The organism is Tardiphaga sp. 42S5, from assembly GCF_034044155.1.
Classification (GTDB): domain Bacteria; phylum Pseudomonadota; class Alphaproteobacteria; order Rhizobiales; family Xanthobacteraceae; genus Tardiphaga; species Tardiphaga robiniae.
Genome location: NZ_CP139027.1, coordinates 1,468,123 through 1,494,500, shown reverse-complemented (window position 1 = coordinate 1,494,500; position 26,378 = coordinate 1,468,123). Strand labels below are relative to the sequence as shown.

The window sequence follows — 26,378 nt, the reverse complement described above, 5'->3', positions numbered from 1 at the left end:
ATTCCACATGTCGGCCACTTACGTCGGTGTCGTTCCGAGCCATCACGCCAAAACGGAGTCCGATGGCGGGCGAGCGATTAACCTATTCTGCGACGTCGCAAAATGAAACCACTGCCCCCGCAGCGCCAGATCGCCCGGTTACCAGCCATATTTGAGCTCCAAACCGAGATAGTTGCTGTCGTGGCCGCCTGCATTTCGCACGGTATCGCCGATGACATAGTGAACGGCCTCGATGGCACCGGTCAGATTGGCGTTAAAGACATAATCTGCGCGAAGCTGTGAATAGACCCCGGTCCAGCGGCTGCCCTGCCCGGCCGTGCCCGCGACGGCAACGTTGGGCTGCACATAGACGGCATCGGCAACCGACTGACGCCACTGCATGCCGACACCGGCAGTCACCGTCAGATTGGCGATGGGCTTCACTGTCAATGTCGGCTTGAGATGGATCAGGTTGGCATAGCCGGTATAGCCGGCCAGCGAGAAATAATAGCCGTTCGGAAACAGCGGATTGAACGTCCCGATCGTGTTGTCGCCCGCACGTCCGTCGCCTGACGCAGCATCCGCCTGCAGGCCGATCCTTGGCGTCCATGCGACGTCCGAAAACGTATAGCCGGTGCGTCCACCCAGCGCCCAGGCTTCGATCTCCTTGGCACCGACATGCCCGGTCTGCCCCATGGCCTCGAGGTCCCAATCGAAGCCGCCGGCATTGCCGGCAAAGCGGATGTCGAAGATATGCCGTGTCTCTTCACCCACGGCGTCGAGATAGCGTGCGGAAGACCGCTCGAATAGCGAATAGTAGCCGGACAGCTCGTTGTCGCCGAACACCTTGCGTTCGATACGTGCGGTGCTGAAGCGGAAATTCTGGCCGGAGAAATCGTCGAACACGTCGCCGAAACGATATTGCACCGGCTGGCTGACGAAGCCGATGAACCGCCACAGCCCGGTCTCGTAATCCGCCCACACCGCATCGAACGACTGCCGCACATTCGGTCCGTCGCGCGACGATACGAAGCGCTGCAGATCGAAGGCAAAATCCTGCCGGCCGACGCGCGCCTTGAAAATGCCGTTACCCAGCGCACCGCTATAGGCGACGAAGGCCAGCCGCAAATCGAGCTGGTTCTGATCGACCGGCGAGATGCTGGCCTTGTCGATGGTCCTGACGTCTTCGAGCTGGGTGAAGATCTGCCAGTTCTCGTTCAGCCGGATATCGACATGCATCTGCAGCCGCTGCAGCAGATAGGAATCGCCGCGCGTGTTGCCGACGCCGAAATTCGGCGCGTCGTTGAACTCGAACCGCTCACGCAGATTGGCGCCGAGCGAGATATAGCTTTTCGGATCGGTGACAAACAGCGGGATGTATTTCAGCCCGTCGAATGGCTGGGTGCGCAACGCCGGATTGGCGAGCGCAGACCAGTCTTCCTGCCAGCGATTGGTCAGAAGCTTCGGGCGCGACGGCGTCGCCGCGGCATCGTCGGCATGCGCAGACAGCGGCAGCGCCGCGCTGAAGGCCAGCGCGGCAGCGGCTGCCCAGGCCCTACTTGCCGACAGCAGAATGGATCTCGGCAACATAGCCTCCGGGGAATTTCACCAGCGCCGCGCGTCGCGCGTCGGCCACATAAGGCTCGACCAGCACGGCGGCGCCGGCGGTCTTCGCTTTGGCCAGCGTCTCGTCGAGCGACGGCACTTCATAGCCGGTCAGCTCATGGCCATAGGGATAGGGAAGCACGCCGTCCGTCACCAGCACAGTCATCTTGCCGAATTTCGACGTGACGCGAATGCGTCGATAGGTGTCGTTGGGGCGGCCGATCTCGATGCCCGGCGCCTTCGCCGTGTCAGAGACAACGCTGCCCTTCGAGAAAGCGACAAAGCTCTTCACGAACTGGTCAGCCCGGCTAGCCGGTACGTAGACGCGATTCTCCGGAATCGTCTGCAGCTCTGGATAGGACGGCGCCGTCGTGTGCCAATAGAGCTGCATGTTGATGCCGCCTGGCCATTGCACCACGACGTCTCGCCCAATCGGATCGGGGAACGTCTTGACCAGCACATCGGCACCGGCGCCCTGCGCAGCTTTGACGGCGGCATCGATATCCGTGACGAGATAGCCTGTACGTTCATGGCCGAACGGATACGGAATCGGCGTCTTGAAGCCAAACACCGAAACTGACCCCGCCGGCGTCAGCAGAAGCTGCGATGTCGTGCTGCTCGGCGTCGGCGTCACCGTCGCAATTACCTGTTTTGTGCTCTTGCCACCGAACGTCGCGATGAAGCTCTCGACGAAGCCATTGACCTCGTCCGGCGCGACATAGACATGCGTCGTGTCATATTGCGCACCGACCGCAAAATCGGGTTTCGCCGGTGCCTCGCGCGACCACGCGGCTTGCGTCACCGTGGATAGCAGCGCGATGGAAACAGCGACGGCAGTAAATCTGAGAAAGCGCATCCTGGCAGTCCTTGTGGCGACTAGTGCGGGTTGACCGGTACGGGCTTCAACATCGGATTCTTCAGATCCAGCGTCAGGAAATGCCGGACCACGGGAGCATTGGGGCCGATATGATATTGCGTGGTCTCGCGCTGTACGTCGGCATCGGCCTTTGAGACGCGGTGATGCTGGCGCAGATGTTCCGCCCATGATTCCACCATGAACCATTCGACGATTTTCTCCGGATCGGCGGCATCCTCGGTGATACCCCAGCCATAGGCGCCATCGCGGCGACGCGCTTCGGAGAGGCGCTTGAGCCCTGTGAAGAACGGCGCGCGATTTTCACGCGCAATCCGGTATTCGATCAGGATCAGCACCGGTCCGCGGTCATGCTCGACCTGATCTGATGTCAGTGGCTCCGGCCAGTAATTGGATGGCGCAAGATCAGCCTCGCCTGTGGGCAGCTTAACCCGATGCATGATGGAGGCGGCGGCGGCGAGACCACAGGCGCTGACCAGCAGCGTCGCCGGCAGACTCAGCGCTTCGGCGACCGCACCCCAGCCGAGGCTTCCTGCGGCCATCGCGCCGTTGAACATCATCAGATAGACGGCGAGACCACGACCGCGCACCCAATTCGGCAACACTGCCTGCGCGACACCGCTGAATGTCGTCAGCGCCGTGATCCACGCCGAGCCGAGCAACAGGAGGACCGGCAACGCAACCCATCTGGGCGGCGCGAAGGACAGGACAGCCATTACGGATGCCGACAACAGTGCGGCGATAAGCAGCAGCGTGTCGGAGTCCAGCTTCGCGCGCAATCGCGGCAGCACCAGCGCGCCGCCGATCGCGCCCACGCCCACCGCGCCGAGTAACACGCCATAGAAACCTGCATCGCCACCCAGCAGATTGCGCGCCACTAGCGGCAACAGCGCCCAGATCGAGCTGGAGAACGCAAAGAAGATCGCCGCCCGCAGCAACACGATGTGCAGTTCACGGCTGGAACGCGTGTAGCGCAACCCGGCCCGGAACGCGCCGAAGAACTTCTCCGACAGCACGTCATTTTCGACCTTCGCCCGTGGCCACCACAGCAGCGCGGCGATGACGAACATGTAGCTGATGACATCGGCGCCATAGGTGACGGCGGCCCCGAATGTCGCCAGCAGAACGCCGCCGGCGGCAGGGCCGATCGAGCGCGAGACATTGATGCCCAGCGAATTCAGCGCCACCGCACTCTTGATGTCCTGCCGGGGCACGAGTTCGGGCACGATGGCCTGCCAGGTCGGCCCAACGAGTGCCGCGCCGATGCCGCCCATGAAAGTAAGACCGATCAGCAGATTGACGGTCAATAGCCCGTAATAGGATAGCATCATCAGCGTCGCGCTCACCAAGGCGAGCAACACCTGTACCGCGATGAGGAATTTGCGACGATCGAGAATATCGGACAACACACCGGCCGGAATCGCGAACAGGAAGATCGGGAGCGTACCCGCCGCCTGGATCATGGTGACCGCCGCTGGCCCCGCCGACAAGTCAGTGACGAGCCAGGAGCTCGCCACGTCGCGCATGAAGCTGCCGGTATTGCCCATCACCGTCGCGGCCCAGATCACCGCGAACACGGATTGACGGAATGGGGCAAAGGCGCTGGTCGCCTTTGCCGGTTCAGCGGGTCCGCTCATGGCTTTGTCTTCCCGGCCCGGTTGTTGAGGTCATGCCAGGCGACAAGCAGGAAACCACCACACAGGCCAATATGTTCGAAAAACGAATTGGCGCTCATGAAGCGCTCCGGCGGAGCCAGCTCCCAGAATCGATTCGCAAGAAACGTCGCCATCAGCGTGAAACCCGCCAGCGAGAGTGCACCGAGCCAGCGCAAAACGCCACCAAGGATCAATATCGACGCAGCCAGTTCGAGCCCGATCGTCGCCAGCGCGAAGGGCGCTGCCGGCTGCAGTCCGAAATGGTTCATCTCGGCAATCGCCCCCGGAAGGTCGAACACCTTGACGAGCCCGCCCTGCAGATAGGCCGCGCACAGGCAGAGCAAGGCCAGCCAATGCACAAAGGGCGCACCGATCACGCGACGTGCGAGATTGGTGATCATACCGCCCAGCACGCGCAGCCGAGTGCGCCCCAGAAACTCTTGAGATCGGCGATCGGCAACTTGCTGGACCACGCCGTGGCATGATCATGACCATGCACGCCGCATGAATTCGCGCAGCCGCAGCTCATAGCCATCTTCTGCGCGACGACTTGTCCATTCGCATCGGGAGCGGCCCACGCGCCATAACCGCCAAACGTGCGCACCGGCGACCAGTCCGGCATGGCTGGCGGCGGCGCATTCTCGTCGAGCTTGGCGAAATCGCCGACGCCATAGACGACCTTGCCGCCAACGATTGTCAGCACTGCGCTCGTGTCAGCGACCTCATTCTCCGCGCAGGAGAAGAAGTCGCGATCGGGTACGACGATATCGGCGAGCTGGCCGACCTGAATGCGGCCCTTCTTGCCTTCCTCATTGGAGAACCAGGTGACGTTTTCAGTCCACATGCGCAGCGCCGTCTCGCGGTCGAGACAGTTGCGCTGTGGATACAGCTGCATGCCACCAACGGTGCGGCCGGTGACCAGCCAGGACAGTGACACCCAGGGATTATAGGACGCGACACGCGTCGCATCGGTGCCGGCGGAAACCTTGACGCCCTTGGCGAGCATCTTCGACACCGGCGGCGTCGCTTCCGCCGCGCCATGGCCGTAACGCTCGACGAAATATTCGCCCTGATAGGCCATGCGATGCTGCACGGCGATGCCGCCGCCAAGAGCGGCGATACGATCGATGGACTGATCCGAAATCGTCTCGGCGTGATCGAAGAACCAGTTCAGTCCGTCCAGCGGCATTTCCTGATTGACGCGCTCGAACACATCCAGTGCGCGGCTGATGGTCTCGTCATAGGTCGCATGCAAGCGCCACGGCCATTTGTTCTGGACGAGAACGCGCACAACCTCCTCGAGCTCGCCTTCCATCTCCGGCTCCATATCCGGGCGCGGCTGGCGAAAATCCTCGAAATCAGCCGCCGAGAACACCAGCATTTCGCCGGCGCCATTATGGCGGAAATAGTCGTCGCCCTGCTTGTATTTGGACGTCTTGGTCCAGTTCAGGAAGTCGTCCTTCTCGCCCTTCGGCTTCTGGGTGAAGAGATTGTAGGCGAGACGGATGGTGAGCTGGTTCTCGTCATGCAGCTTCTGGATGACCGCATAGTCTTCCGGATAGTTCTGGAAACCGCCGCCGGCATCGATGGCGCCGGTGACACCGAGGCGATTGAGTTCGCGCATGAAGTGGCGGGTCGAATTGACCTGATAGTCGAAGGGCAACTTCGGCCCCTTGGCCAGCGTCGCATAGAGAATGCCAGCATTGGGCTTGGCCAGCAGCAGCCCGTTCGGATTGCCGTTGGCGTCGCGAATGATCTCACCGCCTGGCGGGTTCGGCGTGTCCTTCGTATAGCCGACGGCGCGCAGCGCGGCGCCGTTCAGCAGCGCGCGGTCATAGAGATGCAGCAGGAACACCGGCGTATCCGGCGCGACGGCATTAAGCTCGTCGATGGTCGGCAACCGCTTCTCGGCAAACTGATGCTCGGTGAAGCCACCGACCACGCGCACCCATTGCGGCGGCGGCGTGATGGCGACCTGACGCTTCAGCATGTTCATGGCGTCGGACAGCGAGCGCACGCCGTCCCAGCGCAGCTCCACGTTGAAGTTCAGACCACCACGAATGATGTGCAGGTGATTGTCGATCAGGCCGGGCAGTACGCGCTTGCCCTTGAGGTCGACGACCTTCGTCTTCGGCCCCGCCAGCGGCAGGATTTCCGCGTCATGACCGACATGCGTAAAGCGACCGTCTTTGATGGCCACCGCGCTGGCCACGGGATTGGAGCGATCGAGCGTGGTGAACAGGCCACGATGGAGAATGAGATCGGGGGTCTGCGGCTCGGTCATGAGAGCTCCTTCAGCGGTCGCAAATGGAATAGTCGATGTGATCGTGAGGCGTGTGCCGGCGACTAGCCGCCGGCGGGCGGTTGCGGCGTTCTGTCGGCAGCGACGCGCGCATCAGAGTGCTGGCCCTTTGGCAGATGGCCGAACATGTGCGGCTTCACCTGGTCGAGCCAGGACTGCGCCACCGGCTCCTTCTGCCAGATGGTGCGCACCAGCGGCGGCAATTGCTCGCCAACGAGAATGCCGAGCAGGCCAACCAGCGCCACCACCGGTGGCGCCGGAGAGCGCACATTGATCAGACTGTAGATAACGCCCACCAGCAGGCCTGCGCCCAGCGAGATCATATGCGCTTTCATGTCGTTGTCCTCGGTTGCGTGACGCGACGGCTTACTTGGCCGGGCCGCCCTCGGAAGCGTGCTCACCAAGCGCCCACTTCGAGAAGCGGATCTGGATGCCGTAAGGCGAGTGCGCGCGCTGGATGTCCATCATGCCTTCATAGGTCTCGCTGCGCGCCCAGTCCTGCTGCAGCTCATAGGCATATTGCGAGGACGTGATCGGCACGGCACCGGCCTGGATGGCGCGCTGCATGGCGCGCTCATGCGCTTCCGGCGAGAGATCGCCGCAGGCGTCGGCAGCGATGTAGATTTCAAAGCCTTCGCGCAGCATGTCCAGGGTCGGGAAGATCACGCAGGCTTCGGTCCACAAACCGGCGATCACGAATTTCTTGCGGCCGGTGGCGGCGACGGCCTTGCGGAAGTTCGGATCGAGCCACGAATTCATCGAGGTGCGATCGATGATCTCCTGCCCCGGAAACAGCGACACCACCTCGGGGATGAACGGGCCGGAAAACGACTCTGCCGCGACGGTGGTCAGAACGGTCGGAATCTTGAAGAGCTTCGCAGCTTTTGCAAGAATCTGGACGTTGTTCAATGTGACAAGACGATCATGCGACTGGACGCCCTGGAACATCGCGGGCTGAAAATCGATCAGCGCGATGGCGCTGTTCTGCGGGGTCAGCATTTCCTGAAATGACATTCTGGTTCTCCGTGAAAGGATTGTGACGATTTCAAACTCGCGCACGCCGCAGGCGAATTTTCTTCAGCTGATGACGGGCGCTACTTCTGGTTTTACGAGCGACCGGTCTGGACCGCGAAGTCTCCACGCTATGTGCGCGAGAATGGCGGACAGCGTCTTGTCTGGAAGTCATCGACTTTGAACGATCGGTCACGGCACTATGCCGTCGGCGATTTACCGCAGTCTATCGTGTCTCGCCGAACCGCGCGAACCATTACCGATCAAAATTGCGCCAACTTCCAGGATAGCTCGACCTCGCGCCGAGGCCTACGCTTCCTTTAGATGAACGGATTGAGCTGCATGCCCGTCTTGATTCACAAGCGACTATTTCGTAATGGCCGCTTCGCGCCAGAAGCGGACGAATTCTTATTGAAACCAACCTACGCGTGCATCGCCATCTCTAGAATTGCGGAGCGATCGCAGTTGGAGATTTCCGTCGATCTGCGCTCGGGACAAGGCGACGTGAACTAGTTTCCAACTCACGCAGAGGCGAACGGTGCCGACGATCATCTCGGCGACCCGGGAATATCGACTGCTCGAATGGCTCTAAAGGACTTGTGCGTCGGTGGACCAATTGAGTTCACTCCACAACGTTAAGGCCCGTCCCTCTCATCCCATCAAATGAAAATCGAAGTCCAGCCGCCTCAAGCGCAGCTCGTAGGCTCGTAGACGTCTCGGCGTGCGAAACGGACGTACCACTCTCATAGCGTACGACAGCGCGCTTCGAGATTCCCGCCTTAACCGCCAGCTCTTCCTGGCTCCAATCCAGCCACGCGCGTGCTGCACGCAGTTGCGCAGAGGTGATGACAGGCTCCCGCAAATTAACCATAAAACGAACCCAAGAGTGACGAACGTCACACTGTGTGCTAGTGTTGACAAATCATTAAACACCACCTCGGGGCAAGAAAGCACCGAGCGAGCGACGAGAACGGATTGTACCCTTCAATCCTTGCCAAGAATTTTGCATCGGCTCGTCGAGAGGAACGAATCCTTGGTCAAAGGGAATCCTTTTCGAGCGCACCTCCGCAAGCTCCCAAGGATTGAAAGCCGAATTCGACCGCATAGTGATTTGTAACTGCACGCTTTGCGGTCTGATTGAGCGGTCAAGTTTAAGTTCGTGCACATGTGCCAATTATGCGCAGAACGCGTCGCAATCAAACCAAGCCCATCAATGCAATACTTCCGGGAGTGACGCATGCCCGCAAAGTACAAGCGAACTGCAGCGGACGAAATCGAGACAAACGTCTCCAATGTAGCCGCGCCATCAGCACCTAATATTCTGCCATTTGCCAATCCGCCCACCCTCTGCATTGGTGGCGCAGCCGCTCGCCGCATGCCTTCCGGGGCAAAGACGTCATGGTCATACGTCAGGCGTTACTGTTGGCAGATCCCGTCGATTTCGACTGGATGCGCGCAATTACGGGAAGCTCTCCGACCGCGATTCGAATTGCCGTCGAGCAGCTCAAGAACCATCGGATAACAGCTCCGGTGATTGACGATGTTCTGTCGGCTGTCGTGTGTTGCGCGATCGAAGGCAACGCCGCGTCTTCGATCTTGATATCCAGCGCCCTGCGTCGCAGGTCAAAGATAGATCCGGCTTGCCTTTCGCTGAGCTCACTTTGGCTTGTTGCTCGCCTTTGAGAAGTTGCACGTTTGACGCCAAGCCAGATTTGTTGCTCTCGCGAACAACATCGATGAAACGGCTCACGCCGTACGAGCCCGATTTCAGGGGCGCTAGGTCGCCGAAAGAAATTCGATCGATTCTGCCGTGAACTCTGCTTGCTCTCGCATGCTGCACATTTCTGATATCCATGCACCGTCGGGAAATGCCTCTATAGATCGTCAATCGTTGGAGCCCGCAATGCCAAACACTTCTCACCACGTCGGTTCTCTTCTCCGTGACTTAGAAAGACTAACTACTGACATACGCGGCCTGAACGCAGGTAACGCACCGTCCGAACAGGAACTGCGAGCCTCTCCAGTGATTGATCAATGGTCGCTCGGATTCCGACCGACAGCCTGCCTTGTCGGCGCAATTTACCAGCACCCGTTACTCGGTAACCGTCCGGACGCGCAAACCTCGGCATTGGTGTTCATCGATCCGGACAAACGCTAGGCTCGCACTTGGTCAAGATATTATAGGCTCGGAAATCAGCAGAGAAACGAGCGCGACGCCGGGACCAATAGTCACCCATAATTTAGTCACCCATAATTCCATTCGGCTTCAAGGATTCTAGATACCGCCTGAATGTCGCGCCCTCTCGGGCGCGGCTCGCCAATGCAACCTGGAGAAGCCGCGTGCGAATTTGGATCCTATCCGATCTACACCTTGAGTCGACCCGCGGGTGGGACCTGCCGCCAGCTGATGCGCGCCCGCAATTCGACGTCCTGGTTGTCGCCGGCGACCTGATCACCCGAATGGAACGCGGCGTGAACGGAACGGTGGAGATTTTTGAAACGAAGCGCGATGACGACCGAAGGCTGCAGGAGCCTCTCGCCCGCGTCATTGCGAATATCGCCGTACCATTGTGGAAGTTGGATGTTGAGGCCGCTCCATTACTGCCCGGAGAGTGGTGAAAAGCTAGTTTCCTCCTGTCCCAACCCGAACTGCGGACGATCGCTGGGCTGGAACACGGCTTACGGCATTCCGTTTTGCGAATACTGCCTCGACGAAGATTGCGGACCGACGACCGACCTCCGCAACTTCCCTCAACCGATGCTTGAAGAACAGGATTTCAAGATCTATGCGCCTGTCGCCCGTTTCCTGACTGACCCGTCCAACAGGGACAAAACCGTGCCCGATTGCTTCTCGACATGGTGGCCTGCCCCATTAGGGAGGTCCGCTGGATAAGTTAGAGCTCCGGCGGTTGTAGTCGCCGAGATTGGCTGAGCGTGGTGGAGCGTAGAGGATGCTGGCCGCACGAGGCAAGATGGCTTGCGGTGTCGGCGGTACATAGCCGAGTGAGCTGTGCGGCCTGATCGTGTTGTAGTGCTGCCGCCAGTTCTCGATCAGGATCTGAGCCTCCTTCAGTGTGTAGAAGATTTCCCCGTTGAGCAGTTCGTCGCGAAGCTTGCCGTTGAAGCTCTCGCAGTATCCATTCTCCCAAGGTGATCCTGGCTCGATGTAGAGCGTCTTGACGCCGATGCGGCCCAGCCATTCGCGAACAGTAATGGCGGTAAATTCGGCGCCATTGTCTGACCGGATATGCGCCGGCGGACCATGCCGAGCGAACAGATCGGTCAACACCGCCAGCACGTCGTCGCTTCGGATCTGACGCTGGACGTGGATCGCCAAGCACTCACGGCTGAACTCATCGATCACCGTCAGCATGCGGAAGGCCTTGCCGTCGTGGGTGCGGTCAGCCACGAAGTCATAGCTCCAGACGTGACCGCGATAGCGTGGACGCAGTCGAACACACGATCCATCGTTCAGCCATAGACGGCCACGTTTCGGCTGTCGGTGCGGCACTTTCAGCCCCTCTCGACGCCAGATGCGCTCCACCCGCTTGGCATTTACCGTCCAGCCTTCCTGACGAAGCAGGGCTGTGATGCGGCGATAGCCATAGCGACCATAGTTCGAAGCCAGCCGGACGATATCCGCCGTCAGGCGCTTCTCATCGGATCGTGGCTGCAAACGCCGGCGCGGGGTCGAGCGGTGCTGGCCAGTCACACGACATGCACGACGCTCGGACACACCGAGCGCCGCACAGACATGGGCTACGCCAGCACGACGTCGGGAAGGGCTCAGTACTTTCCCTCGACGACTTCCTTCAGGATCAGCGCGTCCAGCGTCAGATTGGAGACCGCTTTCCTGAGCCGCGCGTTCTCCTTCTCCAACGCTTTCAGCCGTGCTGCCTGGGTCATCTTCAGACCGCCATACTCACGACGCCAGCGGTAGTAACTCTGCTCCGATATCCCGAGGCTGCGGCAGATCGCACCGGTCTTCTCACCCTGTGAAAGCCGAACCTCAGCTTCGCGCAACATCCCGATGATCTGCTCTGCCGTGTAGTGTTTCCGTGCCATTCCGTGCTCCTTTCAAAGCCCAAAATAGCCGAAACTCTAACTCTCAAACCGGACCACTTCTCAGGGGGGAGGCCAGTCATGGACTGGCCGCACGGCATGGGCGCTGTCGTTCAGCTAATGAGAGAAACTGCGGATTCGCGGGCTGGCTATTACGGTCTGCGGAAAGAACTCGGCCCGTTGGCAGACTTTGGCGTTGACTACGGCGCAACCCAGAGGGTCGTCGCGGAAGTTAGCACGGCGACTAACAACTTCTACGCCTCAAACGGACGAACTAGGCCTGGGACTAGTTACGAAGCCCTCGAAAATGCACGCCATCGGCTATTGTCCTACCGTGAGGCAGTCCGAAAGCCCGGCGCCAATCCAGCCTATCTGACCTCAATCGTGAAGCATCACGACATTGAGGTCGTTCAGGCTGACGCTGCAAAACACGCTCCCGTCTTTTTCAACGAGAGCGAACTGAATCAACTATTGAAGGAGCGCAATCAGCTACGGCCGCTCGACCGGCTCCCGGTCATAACCGGCCTGCCAATGTTTGCGGTGCATGGGCTCGTGCAATCGGGTCACATCTGCCTCGCGGCAGGTGCAGTCGCACGGTTTCGATCCGCGGTCTTTCACCCGAGCGAGATCGAAAGGCTCGAGGCGCGACTTCTTGCAAACGCAATCGAGCAGGACGTTGACAATGCCAAGCCATTGCTAATCGCGATCAGGGATACCTGCAGCAGAGGTAGAAATCTTCTGCCGCTGCTTCGTCTCTCTCTCGACGGAGACCTGCAGTACTCCTTCCACGGAGGTTCCGAGCCCTTGCTCTCGCGCATCATGGTACGCGAAGAAATCCTCCTCGCTTCCATCAGGAAGATTTCCAATCACTCGGTCCCGGTGCCAGACAAGATGTCGCGGAGGGACGTGTCGATCTACCTCGACGTTGACAATGACGACATCATTGGCCTGGTCCAGGCAGGTCTGTTGAAAGTAGCCGACCTGAGATATGGCAGAATGGTGGAAGGCAAAAGTGTCATCGATTTTGCCGAAAAGTACATGTCGACACATTTCATCGCACGAAGCTTCGAATTTGCCACCCGTTCCGTCCAAAAAAATCTGGCGCTCCTCAACATCAAACCTGCAGCAGTTTTTCAATCGGCCAATCGGACGAACGGTTATGCTTGGCATAGACGGGATATTGATCCGTACTTGGGGTAATGCCCGCCACCGCCGCAGACCGATCACAGGCCCCTTCGGGGCCTTTTTCGTGATCCATCGATATAGACTCGCCGTTATTGAAAAAAGCGACTCAGGGCGAAAATGAAAAGGCCGGCTTTATTGGGCCTAATAGACTCGCTCTTAACTTGGCCCGATAAATGAAGCGGAAATGGCGCGCCCGAAAGGATTCGAACCTCTGACCCCGTGATTCGTAGTCACGTGCTCTATCCAGCTGAGCTACGGGCGCGTGCCGCGATGTGGGGCCAAAGCCACCAGCACCGGATGCGTTTCGGAAACGATGTTTGCGAAAGCGGGCCATAGCTACCGGGTCGAGCCCGGCTTGGCAAGCGCCCTGAGCCGCTTATTTCACTCCCGTGACATACCCGGAAAAGACGGCTCAGGCCCGCGCGCGTTCGTTACGGATGCTGTGCAGTTCCACCGGCCGGTCGGGAAGGCTGATCCGGAAGGTGGCGCCCAAAGTGCCTTCCACAAGGTGAATATCGCCGTCATGAGCGCGGACCAGTTCGGCCGCGATCGCGAGGCCCAGCCCACTACCACCGGGGCGGGACGAGCCCTGAAATGCCTCGAACAGGTGGTCGCGCGCCCGCTGCGGGACGCCTGGGCCGGTGTCGGACACTTCGAGAATGGTGACAGCGCCTTCGCGGCGGCCGGTGATGCGGATCTGCTGCGGGGCGACGTCGCTCTGCGGCTGCCCCTCCAGCGCCTGAGCCGCATTGCGGACCAGATTGAGCAAAATGCGAAACAACTGGTCGGGATCGGCATCAATCATCAGCCCGCGCTCGATGGCGTTGACCCAGCCAATCGACACGTCGGTCGCAAGCCCGGCCGATTCGCGGACTTCGTTGACCACCGGCTCAACGAGAATCATCTTGCGATCGGGGGCAGCTTCCTGCGCGCGGCCATAAGAGAGTGTCGACTGGCAGAAGGCGATGGCGCGCTCCAGCGAGCGCATCAGCTTCGGCGCGAAGCGCTGCACGCGGGGATCGGGCACGCTGGCGAGCTGATCCGACAGCAATTGTGACGACGCAAGCAGGTTGCGCAGGTCATGATTGATCTTCGAGACCGCGAGGCCCAGCGCAGCGAGACGGCTCTTCTGATGCAGCATCGAAACGAGATCGCGCTGCATGTCGGACAATTCGCGCTCCGCCACGCCGATTTCGTCGGCGCGCTGGCTCGGCACGATGATCCGCGCCGAGCTCTCGGGGTTTTCATGGAAAGCGACGAGATTGGCCGTCAAATTCCGCATCGGCCGCACGAACAGGTAATGCAGCGCCAGATAGACCAGCCCTGCAGAGAGAATCGCCAGCCCGAGAGACACCCACAACAGATTGCTGGAGAAACGATACATCGCCTGCCGCAGCGGCAATTCATCGACCACCACTTCAATGAATTGCGCCCCGCCGGGCGCCGGCCCGATGATGCGCATCGTCTGATCGCCGGTTTCCAGCATGACTTCGAAGGCATCGACGATCGCCGACCACACCGTCATCGACCGCATGTCGATGTCATGATCGATCTGCGCCGGCAGATCAGCGCTGGCGAGCAGACGGCGCTGCTGGCCCATCTTGATGGCCACCGCACGCGCGCCGATGCTGCTCAGGATTTGCCGCGACAGCGATTCCGGGACCATCCCAAGCGGCGCAGCGTCCAGCACCAGCGCCGCCGTATTGGCCGCCGCAAGCCTGTCATTCAGCCGGTTGATTCTGAAATTGGCGATCGAGGGCACATAAATGAGAATTTCGGCAATCAGCACCAGCGGAATGGTGAGCAGCAACAGCTTGCCCGACAGCCCCAGCCGTCGCATGGGGCCGAGCCTGAACGCGGGCTCGATGGGCTTTTCGCCGGCCGAAGACACAATATTGGCCTCTGATCTCACGGTCTGACGCTGAACTATCGAGAGATACGGGTCCAACGACGATTTGTTACGATGATGTTTGCGACCAGTTCTTAAATTTGTCCGCTGAGCGAACACGCTTAAGCCATAGAGCAATTTCACAACCGCCAACAACCTGAAAACACCGGGAAATTGGGATTAATCCCATGGTTCCAGGAATTTGGCGGATCAGAACACCGCTACAGGGCAACATTGACGAAAACAGGACGCTCCCGTATAAGCCCGCCAACTGTCCGCGATGACCCGGTTTTAGATCGGGTGCGGCTCGTCTTTGGGCCGGAAATGGCTCGTTGAGCCAACATCTTAGGACTTACCTCAAATTACTCGGCGAATTGCCCGGTCAGCGGAGAACGACCCGTGAAGCGGACTTATCAACCCAGCAAATTGGTGCGCAAGCGCCGTCACGGCTTCCGCGCTCGCTTGGCGACCGTTGGCGGCCGCAAGGTTCTGGCTGCGCGCCGCGCACGTGGCCGCAAGCGCCTCAGCGCCTGATCGGATCTCTTCCGAGAGTTCATCATGGACCGGTTACGGCAGCGGGCGGACTTTCTCGCCGCTGCCAATGGGCCGCGGGTGAACAGCCCTGCCTTTGTGATGCAAACCCGGCGACGTGACGACGACGGCCCGATCAGGGTCGGCTTTACCGTGACCAAAAAAAATGGAACCGCCACCGAGCGGAACCGTATCCGGCGCAGGCTTCGCGAACTGGTGAAGCGCGTCGATGTCTTATCCATGCGACCCCACAGCGATTATGTGCTAGTCGGCCGTCGTGTCGCGCTCCAACGCGATTTCACGATGATGCTCGACGACCTCCGCTCGGCGCTGCACCGCCTCGATCGGCAATCTTCTAAGACGCAATCTTCTAAAACCAGCGTGACCTGACGCTTTCAGCCTGCGACAAGCGCGCAGCCGGAAGCGAGAGCCGCACCCGCATTTGAATGACGAGACCTGAACGATGACCGACAATCGCAACACCATCATTGCCGTCATTCTGTCCGGCCTGGTGCTGATCGGCTGGCAATATTTCTACAACATCCCGCAGATGGAGAAGCAGCGCGCACAGACCGCGACGCAGACCCAGCTCGCCAACCCGACCGCACAGCCAAACGCCACGCCCGGCAGCACAACGCCGACCGCGAATTCCACCGCCGCAGGCGGCGCACCCACGAATGTGGCGCCGGCCAACGCTCCGATCGTCAGCCGCGACAGCGCCATTGCAGCGACGCAGCGCGTCAAGATCGACACGCCGCGCATCTCCGGCAGCATCGCGCTGAAGGGCGCGCGCCTCGACGATATATCGCTGACCAAGTTCCGCGACACCGTGGATCCGAAGTCGCCGGCGATCGTACTGTTCTCCCCCTCCGGCACTGCCGCGCCTTATTATGCCGAGTTCGGCTGGGTCGCCGCCGCCGGTGCAAACACCAAGATTCCCGACCAGAACACCCAGTGGCAGCAGGAAGGCTCCAACGCCCTGACGCCGACCACGCCTGTCGTGCTCAAGTACAACAACGGCGACGGCCTGACTTTCACCCGCACCATCTCGATCGACGACCGCTACCTGTTCTCGGTCAAGGATGACGTCAGCAATATCGGCAACGCGCCGGTGACGCTGTATCCCTTCGCGCTGATCTCGCGCCACGGCACGCCGCATGTCGAAGGCTATTACATCCTGCATGAAGGCCTCGTCGGCTATCTCGGCGACCAGGGCCTGCAGGAATACGGTTACAAGAAGATCGACGAAGCCAAGGCGGTGAATTTCAAGGTCACCAATGCCTGGCTCGGCATCACCGACAAATACTGGGCTTCGGCGCTGCTGCCCGACACCAATGCGCAGCTGCAGGCCCGTTTCTCGTCGAACCTGACCGGCACCCAGCGGACCTACCAGACCGATTATCTGCAGGACGCGCAGACCATCGCCATCGGCGGCACCGGCACGGCCAATGCCCGCTTGTTCGCCGGCGCCAAGGAAGCGGCCACTGTCGGCATCAACTTCCCGCTGGCGGTCGGCCTCGGCGGCTATAATCAAGCGCTCGGCCTCAACCACTTCGACCTTCTGATCGACTGGGGCTGGTTCTACTTCATCACCAAGCCGATGTTCCTGGCGCTCGACTGGTTCTTCCACCTGTTCGGCAATTTCGGCATCGCCATTCTGCTCGTCACCGTGCTGGTGAAGATCATCTTCTTCCCGCTGGCCAGCAAGTCCTACGCCTCGATGGCGAAGATGAAGGCCGTGCAGCCGCAGCTGGCGGCGCTCAAGGAGCGCTTCCCTGACGACAAGATGAAGCAGCAGCAGGAGATGATGGAGATCTACAAGAAGGAGAAGATCAACCCGATCGCCGGTTGTCTTCCCGTCATGTTGCAGATCCCGGTGTTCTTCTCGCTCTACAAGGTTCTGTTCGTCACCATCGAAATGCGCCACGCGCCGTTCTTCGGCTGGATCAAGGATCTGTCGGCGCATGATCCGACCAATCTGTTCAACCTGTTCGGCCTGATCCCCTTCGATCCGACGACTATTCCGGTGTTCGGCCACTATCTCGCGCTCGGCATCTGGCCGATCATCATGGGCATCACGATGTGGTTCCAGATGAAGCTGAATCCGACACCGCCAGATCCGACGCAGAAGATGATCTTCGACTGGATGCCGCTGATCTTCACCTTCATGCTGGCCGGCTTCCCGGCAGGCCTCGTGATCTACTGGGCATGGAACAACACCCTCTCGGTGCTGCAGCAGGCCTACATCATGAATCGCAACGGCGTGAAGGTCGAACTGTTCGACAACGTGAAGTCGAGCTTCGCGAAGAAGCCGGCTGAAAAGAAGACGTAACCCTTGGAGCCCTCATCCTGAGGAGCGGCCACTTGGCCGCGTCTCGAAGGACGAGGGCGGGGCGCTCATGGTTCGAGACGGCGCTTGCGCCCTCCTCACCATGAGGGCCGGAGCAGCACAGAAAGCCACTTCGCATGACCACTGACACCGATGCGAAGCTGATCGAACAGGGCCGCCTGCTTTTTGCAGGCGAATGGACGTTCATCTGGGCGTCGCCCTCGATCGAGACGCTGCCACCAATGGCAGGGATGGAAGTGGCCTTTGCCGGCCGCTCCAATGTCGGCAAATCCAGCCTGATCAATTCGCTGACCGGCCGTAATGCACTCGCGCGGACCTCGCATACGCCGGGCCGCACACAGGAGCTGATCTTCTTCGAAGGTCCCGATGGCTCCGATTTCCGACTCGTCGACATGCCCGGCTACGGCTATGCCTCGGCGCCGAAGGTCAAGATCGCGTCCTGGACCAAGCTGATCTACAATTTCCTCCAGGGCCGCGCGAGCCTCGCCCGTGTCTACGTCCTGATCGACTCCCGGCATGGCCTGAAGGATGTCGACCTCGACGTGCTCAAATCCCTCGATCGCTCTGCGGTCAGCTACCAGATCGTGCTGACCAAGGCTGATCAGGTGAAGAAGAGCGAACTCGAAAAGACCCTCGAAGAGGTCCGCACCGAGTTGAGGACTCATCCGGCAGCCTTTCCGGACGTGCTGGTTACATCGTCGCGCACCGGTGACGGCATGGCCGAATTGCGGGCTGCAATGGTCCGCCTGTTGAACGAGCGCAACTGATGACCCGCTTTAGCCTGTTTCGCATTCTTGTCATCCTGGCCGGCGTGATGGGCGCCGACGGCGTCATTCTCGCCGCCGCTTCGGCGCACCAGCCGGACGCGACCCGGCTGGCCTCGGCCTCCTCGATGCTGCTGTTTCATGCTGCCGCCATTCTCGGCGCCGTTGCCCTGATCGAGCGCGGCATCGCCCATTTGCAGATCGGCCTGACGGCCGCCTTCGGCTTCGTTATTGCTGCCGCGCTCTTCGCCGGCGACCTGACCCTGCGCCAATATGTCGGTCACGGCTTGTTCACAATGGCCGCACCGACCGGCGGCACCCTGCTGATCCTGAGCTGGCTGGCACTGGCGGTATCGGCGGCATGGCCGCGCAGCGCCTGACGCCGGGCTGTTGGACAGAGCAGCGATGCTTTGCGCGGCGGCAATCAATCGGCTAGAACGCGCCGCAGATTGCTCACCGTGAGATCCGCTTCATGACCGACGCGCCCATCATCAGTGCTCTCGACCAGGCCCGCATCCTGTCGGAGGCGCTGCCCCACATGCAGCAATATGACGAAGAGACGATCGTCATCAAATATGGCGGGCACGCCATGGGCGCCGAGGATACGGCCCGCGCATTTGCCCGCGATATCGTCCTCTTGGAGCAGACCGCCATCAATCCGGTGGTTGTGCATGGCGGCGGCCCGCAGATCGCGCAGATGCTGCAGCGTCTCGGCATCAAATCGGAATTCGCCGCCGGATTGCGCATCACCGACGCGGCGACCATCGAGATCGTCGAGATGGTGCTGGCCGGCTCGATCAACAAACAGATCGTCAGCTACATCAACGAAGCCGGCGGCAAGGCCGTCGGCCTATGCGGCAAGGACGGCAACATGGTCACCGCGTCGAAGGCGACGCGCACGATGGTCGATCCCGATTCGAACATCGAGAAGGTGGTCGATCTCGGCTTTGTCGGCGAGCCGGAAAAGGTCGATCTCACGCTGCTCAACCAGCTGATCGGCTATGAGCTGATCCCGGTGCTGGCGCCGCTCGCAGCGAGCAAGGACGGCAAGACCTTCAACGTCAATGCCGATACCTTTGCCGGCGCCGTCGCCGGCGCGCTGAAGGCCAAGCGCCTGCTTCTGCTCACCGACGTGCCGGGCGTGCTCGACAAGTCGAAGAAGCTGATCCCGGAACTGTCGATCAAGGATGCCCGCAAGCTGATCGCCGACGGCACGATTTCCGGCGGCATGATTCCAAAGGTCGAGACCTGCATCTATTCGCTCGAACAGGGTGTCGAAGGCGTCGTCATTATCGATGGCAAGACTCCCCATGCCGTGCTGCTCGAACTCTTCACCAATCAGGGCACGGGCACACTGATCCACAAGTGATGGACACACCACACCACACGTCGTCATGGCCGGGCTTGTCCCGGCCATTCGCGTCTGGCTGGTGGGCGCGAAAAACATCGTTGACGCTTCTCGCCAGCGTCATCTGGCTATTTGCCAGCACGGCCGCCCGCGCCGACCTCAAACTCTGCAACCGCATGAGCTATGTCGTCGAAGCCGCCATCGGCATCGACGACAAGAGCGCCACCGCGACGCGCGGCTGGTTTCGCATCGATCCCGCGCAGTGCCGCGTCGTCGTACAGGGAACGCTGACGGCCGACCGCATCCTGCTGCATGCCCGCGCGCTCAGCATCTACGGCGCCTCACCCGTGGCGCAGAACGGCACCGACAACCTGTGTATCGCGCCGGATAACTTCGTGATCGCCGCTGCCCGGCAATGCCGTGCCGGACAGTCACAAGTGCCGTTCACGATGATCAAGCCGACACAGACCGACGACGGCAACATGGTCGCCTATCTCGCGGAAGACAGCGAATATGACGACGAACAGGCCAAGCTCGCTGCGATCCAGCGCCTGCTGGTGATCGCGGGCTATGACGCCGCCCCCATCGACGGCGTGGATGGGCCGAAGACCCAGAGTGCGCTCTCGTCCTTCCTCAAGAGCCGTAGTCTTGCTGCCGATGTGGTTTCAACGCCGAATTTCTTCGAGACAATGATCGCCGCCGTGCAGGCGCCCTCCGCAACAGGCCTGACCTGGTGCAACGACACGTCCTACAAGGTGATGGCATCAGTCGCGACCGATGATGGCAAGGGCGTTGTCAGCCGCGGCTGGTATCGCATCGAACCAGGCAAGTGCCTGCGGCCGGATATTGTCGGCCAACCCCGCCAGATCCTCAGTTTCGCCGAGGCCGTCGACGACAATGGCCGCAGCATCAAGCTCAACGACAAGCCGCTGAGCTGGGGCGGCGTTCGCATGCTCTGCACGCGCGAGAGCAAATTCGAGATCCGCGAACACAACGACTGCAATACCCGCGGCCTCACCAGCGCCGGCTTCGCCATCGTCGATATGTCCGGCGGCGGCAGGACTCTGCGCTTTGGGACACCGTGACGGCCAGACAACAGAGACAATCAATGACCCTGCCGACCAAATCGCCGCGCGCCTTCAACCATGTCGAGACATGGGTGTTCGATCTCGACAACACGCTGTATCCGCACCACGTGAACCTGTGGCAGCAGGTCGATGGCAAGATCCGCGACTTCGTCGCGAATTTTCTCAGGATTTCGCCCGACGCGGCCTTCAAGGTTCAGAAGGACTATTACAAGCGTTACGGCACCACCATGCGCGGCATGATGACCGAACACGGCGTCCGCGCCGACGACTTTCTGGCTTTCGTCCACGAGATCGATCATTCGCCACTCGAGCCCAATCCGGTGATGGGCGCCGCGATCGCACAACTGCCAGGCCGCAAACTGATCCTGACTAACGGCTCGGTCGCCCATGCCGGCGCGGTACTGGAGCGCCTCGGTTTCGCCGACCAGTTCGAAGCGATCTTCGACATCATCGCCGCCGATCTTGAACCGAAGCCCGCTCAGCAGACCTATCACAAGTTCCTCCGCCTGCACGGCGTCGATCCCTCCAAGGCCGCCATGTTCGAGGACCTGTCGCGCAACCTCGTAGTGCCGCACAAACTGGGCATGACGACCGTGCTGATCGTGCCCGACGGCGCCAAGGAGGTCGTGCGCGAGGACTGGGAGCTGGAAGGCCGCGACGACGACCATGTCGACCACGTCACCGACGATCTGACGGGTTTTCTGGCCGCGCTGAACGCGGCGCGGTAGGACGGGATGGCCGCCCGCGCGTCTTGACTCTCCCCGGCCAAATCCCGACAAAAGCTTCAAGAAATCACCTTTTACCCACGATCTGCCCAAGGAAATCGCGATGTCGCTGACCGCCCTCGAATCCACCATCAATGCCGCCTTCGACGCGCGCGATAACGTCAACGCCTCAACCAAGGGTGAAGTCCGCGACGCCGTCGATCAGGCGCTGAACCTGCTCGACAAGGGCGAGGCCCGCGTCGCCGTCCGCGCCGACGATGGCAAGTGGACCGTCAATCAGTGGCTGAAGAAAGCTGTGCTGCTGTCGTTCCGCCTCAACGACATGACCTCGATCTCGGGCGGCCCCGGCGGCGCGCCGTGGTGGGACAAGGTGCCCTCGAAGTTTGACGGCTGGAGCGACGACCAGTTTCGCAGCGCGGCGTTCCGCGCCGTGCCGGGCGCCATCGTGCGCAAGTCGGCCTTCATCGCCAAGAACGTCGTGCTGATGCCGTCCTTCGTCAATCTCGGCGCCTATGTCGATGAGAGCTCCATGGTCGACACCTGGTCGACGGTGGGCTCCTGCGCCCAGATCGGCAAGCGCGTGCACATTTCCGGCGGCGTCGGCATCGGCGGCGTGCTGGAGCCGCTGCAGGCCGGCCCGGTGATCATCGAGGACGACTGCTTCATCGGCGCCCGCTCGGAAGTCGCTGAAGGCGTGATCGTGCGCAAGGGTGCGGTGCTGGCCATGGGCGTGTTCCTGGGCGCATCGACCAAGATCGTCGATCGCGAGACGGGCGAAGTATTCGTCGGCGAAGTGCCGGAATATGCGGTGCTGGTCCCCGGCAACCTGCCCGGCAAGCCGATGAAGAACGGTCAGATCGGCCCCTCCACCGCCTGCGCCGTGATCGTGAAGCGTGTCGACGAGCGCACCCGCTCCAAGACCAGCATCAACGAACTGCTGCGCGACTAAAGCGTTTTCACGCGAAGTGGACACCGGTTCGCATCAAGAAAACGCGCCAGAATAAAACGGAGCTTCGGTCTGATTCTTATCAGGACCGAAGCTCCGGTTGTCGTTTCGTCCGGTTTGCGCGTAGCATCGTGCAAACCGGACCGATCTGTTGACCTGGGGGCTGCCATGGACTGGACCACGCTGCTTTTCAGCTTCACGGGACGGATCAACCGCGGCAAATACTGGCTAGCCATCCTGATCTACCTGGTCATCTGGATCGCCTTCATTGCCGCTGCCGTGATGTGGCTCGGCGGATTCGACACCGACCGGCTTTTCAGCATGGTCGGCGCAGCCATCCTGCTGTGGCTGGCGGCCATCGTCCTGATCGTCGCCGGCACATGGTCCGGCATCGCCACCGGCATCAAGCGGCTGCATGACCGCGAGAAGAGCGGATGGTGGATCCTGGTGTTCTGGCTTGGGCCGAGCGTCCTCAGCGGCATCGGCAGCACCAGCAGCGCGAGCACCAGCTTCGTCTTTCATATCGCCAGCTTCGCCGTGACCATTTGGGCCATCGTCGAGCTTGGCTTCCTGCGCGGCACCGCCGGGCCGAACGAATACGGTCCCGATCCACTCTCCGCGCTTGTCACTGCACCAAGGGTCTGATGTCCACCGACGCTCTCTCCATCGCTCAAGATCTTCTCCGCTGCCCTTCAGTCACCCCTGCTGATGCCGGCGCACTCGGCGTGCTCGAAAAGCTACTGACGTCGGCCGGCTTCGACGTCCATCGCATCACCTTCAGCGAGGAAGGCAGCTCCGATATAGACAATCTCTATGCGCGTATCGGGACTTCCGCGCCGCATATCTGCTTCGCCGGCCATACCGACGTGGTGCCGCCCGGCGATGAGGCCGCGTGGACCCATGGCGCTTTCTCCGGCGACGTGAAGAACGGGTTGCTCTACGGCCGCGGCGCGGTGGACATGAAAGGTGGCATCGCCGCGTCAGTTGCCGCCGTGCTGGATTATCTGGCGGCAAATGACGGCAAGCCGCAAAAGGACGGCGGCGGCTCGATCTCCTTCCTGATCACCGGCGACGAAGAAGGCATTGCCGTCAATGGCACCGTGAAGCTGCTGCAATGGGCGGCCGAACGCGGCGAAAAATTCGATCATTGCATCGTCGGCGAGCCCTCGAATGTCGAGGAGATGGGCGACACGATCAAGATCGGACGCCGCGGCTCGCAATCAGGCACGCTGGTCGTCGATGGCGTGCAGGGCCATGTCGCCTATCCGCATCGCGCATCGAATCCGGTACCGGATATCGCCGCGTTGATCACAGCGCTGAGCAGCGACCCGCTCGATCAGGGCAATGCGCAGTTTCAGCCGTCCAATCTCGAATTCACCTCGGTGGATGTCGGCAACAAGGCGACCAACGTCATCCCCGCGCAAGCGCGCGCCAAGTTCAATATCCGCTTCAACGACCATCACACGCAGGCGTCATTGCGCGACCTGATCGATGCACGCGTCGCAACTGCCGCCGGCAATCGCATTCGCGCGCATGTGATCTGGGAGCCGAGCAATTCGGACAGCTTCGTCACAAAGCCCGGCGCCTTTACCGATACGGTCGTCGCCGCGATCAAGGATGTCACCGGCCGCACACCGGATCTCAACACGGGCGGCGGAACCTCGGATGCGCGCTTCATCAAGAATTACTGCCCGGTGATTGAATTCGGCTTGGTCGGGCAGACCATGCATCAGATCGACGAACACACGAAGGTTGCCGATCTGGAGAAGCTCACCCAAATCTATCGCGGCGTGCTGGATCGGTATTTCGCATGAACGGCAAGATTCTCGTCCTCACCGCGCTCGAAACCGAGCTCGACAAATCACGCGCGCCTGCCGAGATCGAGGTGATTTTCACCGGCGTCGGCAAGATCAACACCACGATCGCAACACTTCAGGCGGTGCAGGCAATGCAGCCCAAGCTCGTCGTGAACTACGGCACCGCCGGCAAGCTAAACACCAAACTCAACGGCCTCGTCGAGGTCAGCGACGTGATCCAGCGCGACATGAATGCCGAGCCGTTGGCGCCGCGCGGCCGCACGCCCTTTGCACCCGATCTCGACCGCCTGGTCTCGGGCCAGCGCGGCGTGATCTGCGGCAGTGGTGACAGTTTCGTCACTTCCACCGATCCTTGGCTGGTGTCGAACAATGTCGATATCGTCGATATGGAACTGTTTGCCATCGCGCAGGTCTGCCTGCGCCACGGCATTCCCTGGCGCGCCTTCAAGTTCATCACCGACGACGCCAATGATTTTGCGCATGAGCATTGGACGGCGAATGTCGCGAATGGACAGGATCTGTTCTGGGACGCGATGAAGGGCGTGAAGGTCTAGTAGTCGACCTTTACCAGATACAGCCCATCCGGCGGCGCCACGATGCCGCAGGCGCTGCGATCCTTCGCGGCAAGCGCCGCAGCCAGGTCGTCCGGCGTCCAGCGGCCGTTGCCGACCCAGACCAGTGAGCCAACCATCGAGCGCACCTGGCTGTGCAGGAACGAGCGTGCGGAGGTCGTGATGGTGATCGCCTCACCGTTCTGCACCACATCGAGCTGATCGAGCGTGCGGATCGGCGACTTGGCCTGGCATTCGGTATCGCGAAAGGTCGTGAAGTCGTGTCGACCGAGCAAACGCTTCGCAGCCTCGCTCATGGCAGCGACATCGAGCGGGCGCGGCACGCGCCAGACCCGGCCGGCATCGACGGCGAGGTTCGCGCGACGATTGGTGATGCGATAGACATAGTGGCGTTTGATGGCCGAGAACCGCGCCTCGAAATCATCCGGCACGATATCCGCCGACAGCACGCCGACCGGGTGTGGCCGCAGATGGGCATTCATGCCATCGCGAAAGCGACCGGGCAACAGCACTTTCGGCACGTCGCAATGGGCGACCTGGCCGAGCGCATGGACGCCGGCATCGGTGCGACCGGCGCCATGGACGCGGATCGGCTCGCCGCAAATGGCCTCGGCGGCACGCTCCAGCGCGCCCTGTACGGTCAGCGTTGCGTTGGCCTGCACCTGCCATCCGGAAAATGGCGTGCCGTCATATTCGATTATCATCTTGTAGCGCGGCATCAGCCCACCCGCAGAGGCGGCTTCAACAGCGTGCCACGCAGAAATTCACTGGCCCTCATCGGCTGCTTGCCGGCGCGCTGCAGATCGATGATGCGGATCGCGCCCTCGCCGCAGGCGATGGTGAGCTGATCGTCGATGATCTCGCCGGGCGCTCCCGCGCCCTTTGCAAGCTCGCAGCGCAGAACCTTCACGCGCACCGCCTCGCCCTCGATCGGCACTTCGCACCACGCGCCCGGAAACGGCGACAGGCCATGACAATGCCGAAGCACGTCGCGCGCCGGCTTCGACCAGTCGATCTTGGCCTCGGTCTTGTCGATCTTAGCCGCGTAAGTGACGCCGTCGGCGCTCTGCGGGGTCAGGCTCAGCCGTCCCCTTTCCAGCGCACCCATGGCCCGCACCATCAAGTCGGCACCAAGCGGCGCCAGCGCATCGTGCAGGTCCAGCGCCGTCATCGCATCGGTGATCGCCAGGCGCTCGGCCATGGCGACATCGCCGGTGTCGAGGCCGATATCCATCTTCATCACCATGACGCCGCTCTCGGCGTCGCCCTCCATGATGGCACGATTGATCGGCGCCGCGCCGCGCCAGCGCGGCAGTAGCGAGCCGTGCAGGTTGAAGCAGCCGAGCGGCGGCACATCGAGAATGTTCTGCGGCAGGATCATGCCATAGGCGACAACGACCGCAGCCTCGGCCTCATGCGACCGGAACTCGGCTTCGGCTTCCGGCGTCCGCAGCGTCTTCGGCGTGAACACGGGAATGCCGAGCCGTTCAGCCTCGCGCGCCACCGGCGTCGGCTGCAGCTTCATGCCCCGGCCGGCGGGCTTTGCTTCGCGGGTATAGACGGCGACGATCTCATGGCCGTGGGCCACGAGTTCGAGCAGCGTCGGCACCGCGAAATCCGGCGTGCCCATGAAGATCAAACGAAGCGACATAGGTCTGAGCCGATCTGTTGCAGCG

At 61.1% G+C, this 26,378-nt stretch carries 27 protein-coding genes and 1 tRNA gene; 15 read left to right on the top strand and 13 right to left on the bottom strand.

The window, feature by feature from the left end; genetic code table 11:
* Positions 1-138 precede the first annotated feature (138 nt).
* The 8 genes from SFY93_RS06965 to SFY93_RS06930 all read right to left on the bottom strand — a co-directional run bounded on the left by SFY93_RS06965 (position 139) and on the right by SFY93_RS06930 (position 8,297).
* The gene (locus SFY93_RS06965) at positions 139-1,566 is read right to left on the bottom strand and encodes an alginate export family protein (RefSeq protein WP_414717077.1); all 1,428 of its coding nucleotides are present in this window, start codon (positions 1,564-1,566) and stop codon (positions 139-141) included.
* Positions 1,535-2,440, bottom strand: a complete 906-nt coding sequence (locus tag SFY93_RS06960; protein ID WP_320446527.1) for a glyoxalase — start codon at positions 2,438-2,440, stop codon at positions 1,535-1,537. The genes SFY93_RS06965 and SFY93_RS06960 overlap by 32 nt, the downstream gene beginning before the upstream one ends.
* A gap of 20 nt (positions 2,441-2,460) precedes the next feature.
* Entirely contained in the window at positions 2,461-4,095 is a 1,635-nt protein-coding gene (locus tag SFY93_RS06955; RefSeq protein ID WP_320446526.1) for an MFS transporter, read from the bottom strand.
* Complete coding sequence (locus SFY93_RS06950) at positions 4,092-4,514, bottom strand: DoxX family protein (RefSeq protein WP_320446525.1); 423 nt, start codon at positions 4,512-4,514, stop codon at positions 4,092-4,094. Before SFY93_RS06950 ends, SFY93_RS06955 begins: the two co-directional genes overlap by 4 nt.
* Complete coding sequence (locus SFY93_RS06945; RefSeq protein WP_320446524.1) at positions 4,511-6,397, bottom strand: amidohydrolase; 1,887 nt, start codon at positions 6,395-6,397, stop codon at positions 4,511-4,513. The genes SFY93_RS06950 and SFY93_RS06945 overlap by 4 nt, the downstream gene beginning before the upstream one ends.
* 62 nt (positions 6,398-6,459) lie before the next feature.
* Positions 6,460-6,750 carry a XapX domain-containing protein gene (locus tag SFY93_RS06940; RefSeq protein WP_320446523.1) on the bottom strand — a complete coding sequence of 97 codons (291 nt, stop codon included), beginning with the start codon at positions 6,748-6,750 and terminating at the stop codon, positions 6,460-6,462.
* Positions 6,751-6,781: 31 nt separating this feature from the next.
* On the bottom strand, positions 6,782-7,429 hold the full coding sequence (locus SFY93_RS06935; protein ID WP_089267975.1) for a hydrolase: 648 nt from the start codon (positions 7,427-7,429) through the stop codon (positions 6,782-6,784).
* 619 nt (positions 7,430-8,048) lie between these two features.
* The gene (locus SFY93_RS06930; RefSeq protein WP_320446522.1) at positions 8,049-8,297 is read right to left on the bottom strand and encodes a helix-turn-helix transcriptional regulator; all 249 of its coding nucleotides are present in this window, start codon (positions 8,295-8,297) and stop codon (positions 8,049-8,051) included.
* Positions 8,298-8,824: 527 nt separating this feature from the next.
* Here SFY93_RS06930 and SFY93_RS06925 point away from each other — a divergent pair.
* Together SFY93_RS06925 and SFY93_RS06920 are read left to right on the top strand one after the other, a co-directional pair.
* The gene (locus SFY93_RS06925) at positions 8,825-9,109 is read left to right on the top strand and encodes a hypothetical protein (RefSeq protein WP_320446521.1); all 285 of its coding nucleotides are present in this window, start codon (positions 8,825-8,827) and stop codon (positions 9,107-9,109) included.
* Between the two features lie 657 nt (positions 9,110-9,766).
* Positions 9,767-10,045 carry a metallophosphoesterase gene (locus tag SFY93_RS06920; protein ID WP_320446520.1) on the top strand — a complete coding sequence of 93 codons (279 nt, stop codon included), beginning with the start codon at positions 9,767-9,769 and terminating at the stop codon, positions 10,043-10,045.
* Positions 10,046-10,298: 253 nt separating this feature from the next.
* On the opposite strand, the gene SFY93_RS06915 is transcribed toward SFY93_RS06920, so the two are convergent.
* Positions 10,299-11,491 (bottom strand): IS3 family transposase gene (locus SFY93_RS06915; protein ID WP_320444660.1). Its coding sequence is split into 2 segments (ribosomal slippage): positions 10,299-11,230 and positions 11,230-11,491, totalling 1,194 coding nucleotides; the frame shifts between segments, so codons are not numbered across the junction.
* Positions 11,492-11,569: 78 nt separating this feature from the next.
* Between SFY93_RS06915 and SFY93_RS06910 the strand changes: the two genes are divergently transcribed.
* Positions 11,570-12,688, top strand: a complete 1,119-nt coding sequence (locus tag SFY93_RS06910; RefSeq protein WP_320446519.1) for a hypothetical protein — start codon at positions 11,570-11,572, stop codon at positions 12,686-12,688.
* A gap of 170 nt (positions 12,689-12,858) precedes the next feature.
* Here SFY93_RS06910 and SFY93_RS06905 read toward each other — a convergent pair.
* Together SFY93_RS06905 and SFY93_RS06900 are read right to left on the bottom strand one after the other, a co-directional pair.
* Positions 12,859-12,935: transfer RNA gene (locus SFY93_RS06905), tRNA-Arg, on the bottom strand.
* A gap of 150 nt (positions 12,936-13,085) precedes the next feature.
* Entirely contained in the window at positions 13,086-14,513 is a 1,428-nt protein-coding gene (locus SFY93_RS06900; protein WP_175368586.1) for an ATP-binding protein, read from the bottom strand.
* A 447-nt stretch (positions 14,514-14,960) separates the two neighbouring features.
* Between SFY93_RS06900 and rpmH the strand changes: the two genes are divergently transcribed.
* From rpmH to SFY93_RS06840, 12 genes are all read left to right on the top strand, one after another.
* On the top strand, positions 14,961-15,095 hold the full coding sequence (rpmH, locus tag SFY93_RS06895; protein WP_011471298.1) for a 50S ribosomal protein L34: 135 nt from the start codon (positions 14,961-14,963) through the stop codon (positions 15,093-15,095).
* Positions 15,096-15,119: 24 nt separating this feature from the next.
* Positions 15,120-15,482 carry a ribonuclease P protein component gene (gene rnpA / locus SFY93_RS06890; protein WP_089262790.1) on the top strand — a complete coding sequence of 121 codons (363 nt, stop codon included), beginning with the start codon at positions 15,120-15,122 and terminating at the stop codon, positions 15,480-15,482.
* Between the two features lie 73 nt (positions 15,483-15,555).
* Complete coding sequence (gene yidC, locus SFY93_RS06885) at positions 15,556-17,424, top strand: membrane protein insertase YidC (RefSeq protein WP_320446518.1); 1,869 nt, start codon at positions 15,556-15,558, stop codon at positions 17,422-17,424.
* A gap of 134 nt (positions 17,425-17,558) precedes the next feature.
* Positions 17,559-18,209 (top strand): ribosome biogenesis GTP-binding protein YihA/YsxC, encoded by a 651-nt coding sequence (yihA, locus tag SFY93_RS06880; protein WP_089262794.1) that lies wholly within the window; start codon positions 17,559-17,561, stop codon positions 18,207-18,209.
* On the top strand, positions 18,209-18,586 hold the full coding sequence (locus SFY93_RS06875; RefSeq protein WP_320446517.1) for a DUF423 domain-containing protein: 378 nt from the start codon (positions 18,209-18,211) through the stop codon (positions 18,584-18,586). Before yihA ends, SFY93_RS06875 begins: the two co-directional genes overlap by 1 nt.
* 92 nt (positions 18,587-18,678) lie before the next feature.
* Positions 18,679-19,575 carry an acetylglutamate kinase gene (argB, locus tag SFY93_RS06870; protein ID WP_068732793.1) on the top strand — a complete coding sequence of 299 codons (897 nt, stop codon included), beginning with the start codon at positions 18,679-18,681 and terminating at the stop codon, positions 19,573-19,575.
* Between the two features lie 80 nt (positions 19,576-19,655).
* Entirely contained in the window at positions 19,656-20,639 is a 984-nt protein-coding gene (locus tag SFY93_RS06865) for a DUF1036 domain-containing protein (RefSeq protein WP_320446516.1), read from the top strand.
* A gap of 23 nt (positions 20,640-20,662) precedes the next feature.
* Positions 20,663-21,370 (top strand): pyrimidine 5'-nucleotidase, encoded by a 708-nt coding sequence (locus SFY93_RS06860; protein ID WP_320446515.1) that lies wholly within the window; start codon positions 20,663-20,665, stop codon positions 21,368-21,370.
* 100 nt (positions 21,371-21,470) lie between these two features.
* The gene (gene dapD / locus SFY93_RS06855; RefSeq protein ID WP_320446514.1) at positions 21,471-22,316 is read left to right on the top strand and encodes a 2,3,4,5-tetrahydropyridine-2,6-dicarboxylate N-succinyltransferase; all 846 of its coding nucleotides are present in this window, start codon (positions 21,471-21,473) and stop codon (positions 22,314-22,316) included.
* Between the two features lie 165 nt (positions 22,317-22,481).
* Positions 22,482-22,958, top strand: a complete 477-nt coding sequence (locus SFY93_RS06850; RefSeq protein ID WP_320446513.1) for a DUF805 domain-containing protein — start codon at positions 22,482-22,484, stop codon at positions 22,956-22,958.
* Positions 22,958-24,127, top strand: coding sequence for a succinyl-diaminopimelate desuccinylase (gene dapE, locus SFY93_RS06845; RefSeq protein WP_320446512.1), 1,170 nt, complete (start codon positions 22,958-22,960; stop codon positions 24,125-24,127). The genes SFY93_RS06850 and dapE overlap by 1 nt, the downstream gene beginning before the upstream one ends.
* Positions 24,124-24,684, top strand: a complete 561-nt coding sequence (locus SFY93_RS06840; RefSeq protein ID WP_320446511.1) for a phosphorylase family protein — start codon at positions 24,124-24,126, stop codon at positions 24,682-24,684. The genes dapE and SFY93_RS06840 overlap by 4 nt, the downstream gene beginning before the upstream one ends.
* On the opposite strand, the gene truA is transcribed toward SFY93_RS06840, so the two are convergent.
* Positions 24,681-25,421 (bottom strand): tRNA pseudouridine(38-40) synthase TruA, encoded by a 741-nt coding sequence (truA, locus tag SFY93_RS06835; RefSeq protein ID WP_320446510.1) that lies wholly within the window; start codon positions 25,419-25,421, stop codon positions 24,681-24,683. The two genes, SFY93_RS06840 and truA, sit on opposite strands and share 4 nt — an antisense overlap.
* A complete protein-coding gene (gene fmt / locus SFY93_RS06830) occupies positions 25,421-26,353 on the bottom strand; it encodes a methionyl-tRNA formyltransferase (RefSeq protein ID WP_320446509.1) in 933 nt (310 codons plus the stop codon). Before fmt ends, truA begins: the two co-directional genes overlap by 1 nt.
* Between the last annotated feature and the right edge of the window lie 25 nt (positions 26,354-26,378).

Bases quoted from the DNA above. Each gene is read 5' to 3' on its own strand.
- SFY93_RS06860 (WP_320446515.1), top strand. From the start codon at position 20,663: ATGACCCTGCCGACCAAATCGCCGCGCGCCTTCAACCATGTCGAGACA.
- SFY93_RS06960 (WP_320446527.1), bottom strand. From the start codon at position 2,440: ATGCGCTTTCTCAGATTTACTGCCGTCGCTGTTTCCATCGCGCTGCTA.
- SFY93_RS06850 (WP_320446513.1), top strand. From the start codon at position 22,482: ATGGACTGGACCACGCTGCTTTTCAGCTTCACGGGACGGATCAACCGC.
- SFY93_RS06875 (WP_320446517.1), top strand. From the start codon at position 18,209: ATGACCCGCTTTAGCCTGTTTCGCATTCTTGTCATCCTGGCCGGCGTG.
- yihA (WP_089262794.1), top strand. From the start codon at position 17,559: ATGACCACTGACACCGATGCGAAGCTGATCGAACAGGGCCGCCTGCTT.
- SFY93_RS06840 (WP_320446511.1), top strand. From the start codon at position 24,124: ATGAACGGCAAGATTCTCGTCCTCACCGCGCTCGAAACCGAGCTCGAC.
- argB (WP_068732793.1), top strand. From the start codon at position 18,679: ATGACCGACGCGCCCATCATCAGTGCTCTCGACCAGGCCCGCATCCTG.
- SFY93_RS06935 (WP_089267975.1), bottom strand. From the start codon at position 7,429: ATGTCATTTCAGGAAATGCTGACCCCGCAGAACAGCGCCATCGCGCTG.
- SFY93_RS06945 (WP_320446524.1), bottom strand. From the start codon at position 6,397: ATGACCGAGCCGCAGACCCCCGATCTCATTCTCCATCGTGGCCTGTTC.
- SFY93_RS06900 (WP_175368586.1), bottom strand. From the start codon at position 14,513: ATGCGACGGCTGGGGCTGTCGGGCAAGCTGTTGCTGCTCACCATTCCG.
- SFY93_RS06940 (WP_320446523.1), bottom strand. From the start codon at position 6,750: ATGAAAGCGCATATGATCTCGCTGGGCGCAGGCCTGCTGGTGGGCGTT.
- SFY93_RS06955 (WP_320446526.1), bottom strand. From the start codon at position 4,095: ATGAGCGGACCCGCTGAACCGGCAAAGGCGACCAGCGCCTTTGCCCCA.
- yidC (WP_320446518.1), top strand. From the start codon at position 15,556: ATGACCGACAATCGCAACACCATCATTGCCGTCATTCTGTCCGGCCTG.
- SFY93_RS06930 (WP_320446522.1), bottom strand. From the start codon at position 8,297: ATGGTTAATTTGCGGGAGCCTGTCATCACCTCTGCGCAACTGCGTGCA.
- fmt (WP_320446509.1), bottom strand. From the start codon at position 26,353: ATGTCGCTTCGTTTGATCTTCATGGGCACGCCGGATTTCGCGGTGCCG.
- truA (WP_320446510.1), bottom strand. From the start codon at position 25,421: ATGCCGCGCTACAAGATGATAATCGAATATGACGGCACGCCATTTTCC.
- SFY93_RS06910 (WP_320446519.1), top strand. From the start codon at position 11,570: ATGGACTGGCCGCACGGCATGGGCGCTGTCGTTCAGCTAATGAGAGAA.
- SFY93_RS06925 (WP_320446521.1), top strand. From the start codon at position 8,825: ATGGTCATACGTCAGGCGTTACTGTTGGCAGATCCCGTCGATTTCGAC.
- rnpA (WP_089262790.1), top strand. From the start codon at position 15,120: ATGGACCGGTTACGGCAGCGGGCGGACTTTCTCGCCGCTGCCAATGGG.
- dapE (WP_320446512.1), top strand. From the start codon at position 22,958: ATGTCCACCGACGCTCTCTCCATCGCTCAAGATCTTCTCCGCTGCCCT.
- SFY93_RS06950 (WP_320446525.1), bottom strand. From the start codon at position 4,514: ATGATCACCAATCTCGCACGTCGCGTGATCGGTGCGCCCTTTGTGCAT.
- dapD (WP_320446514.1), top strand. From the start codon at position 21,471: ATGTCGCTGACCGCCCTCGAATCCACCATCAATGCCGCCTTCGACGCG.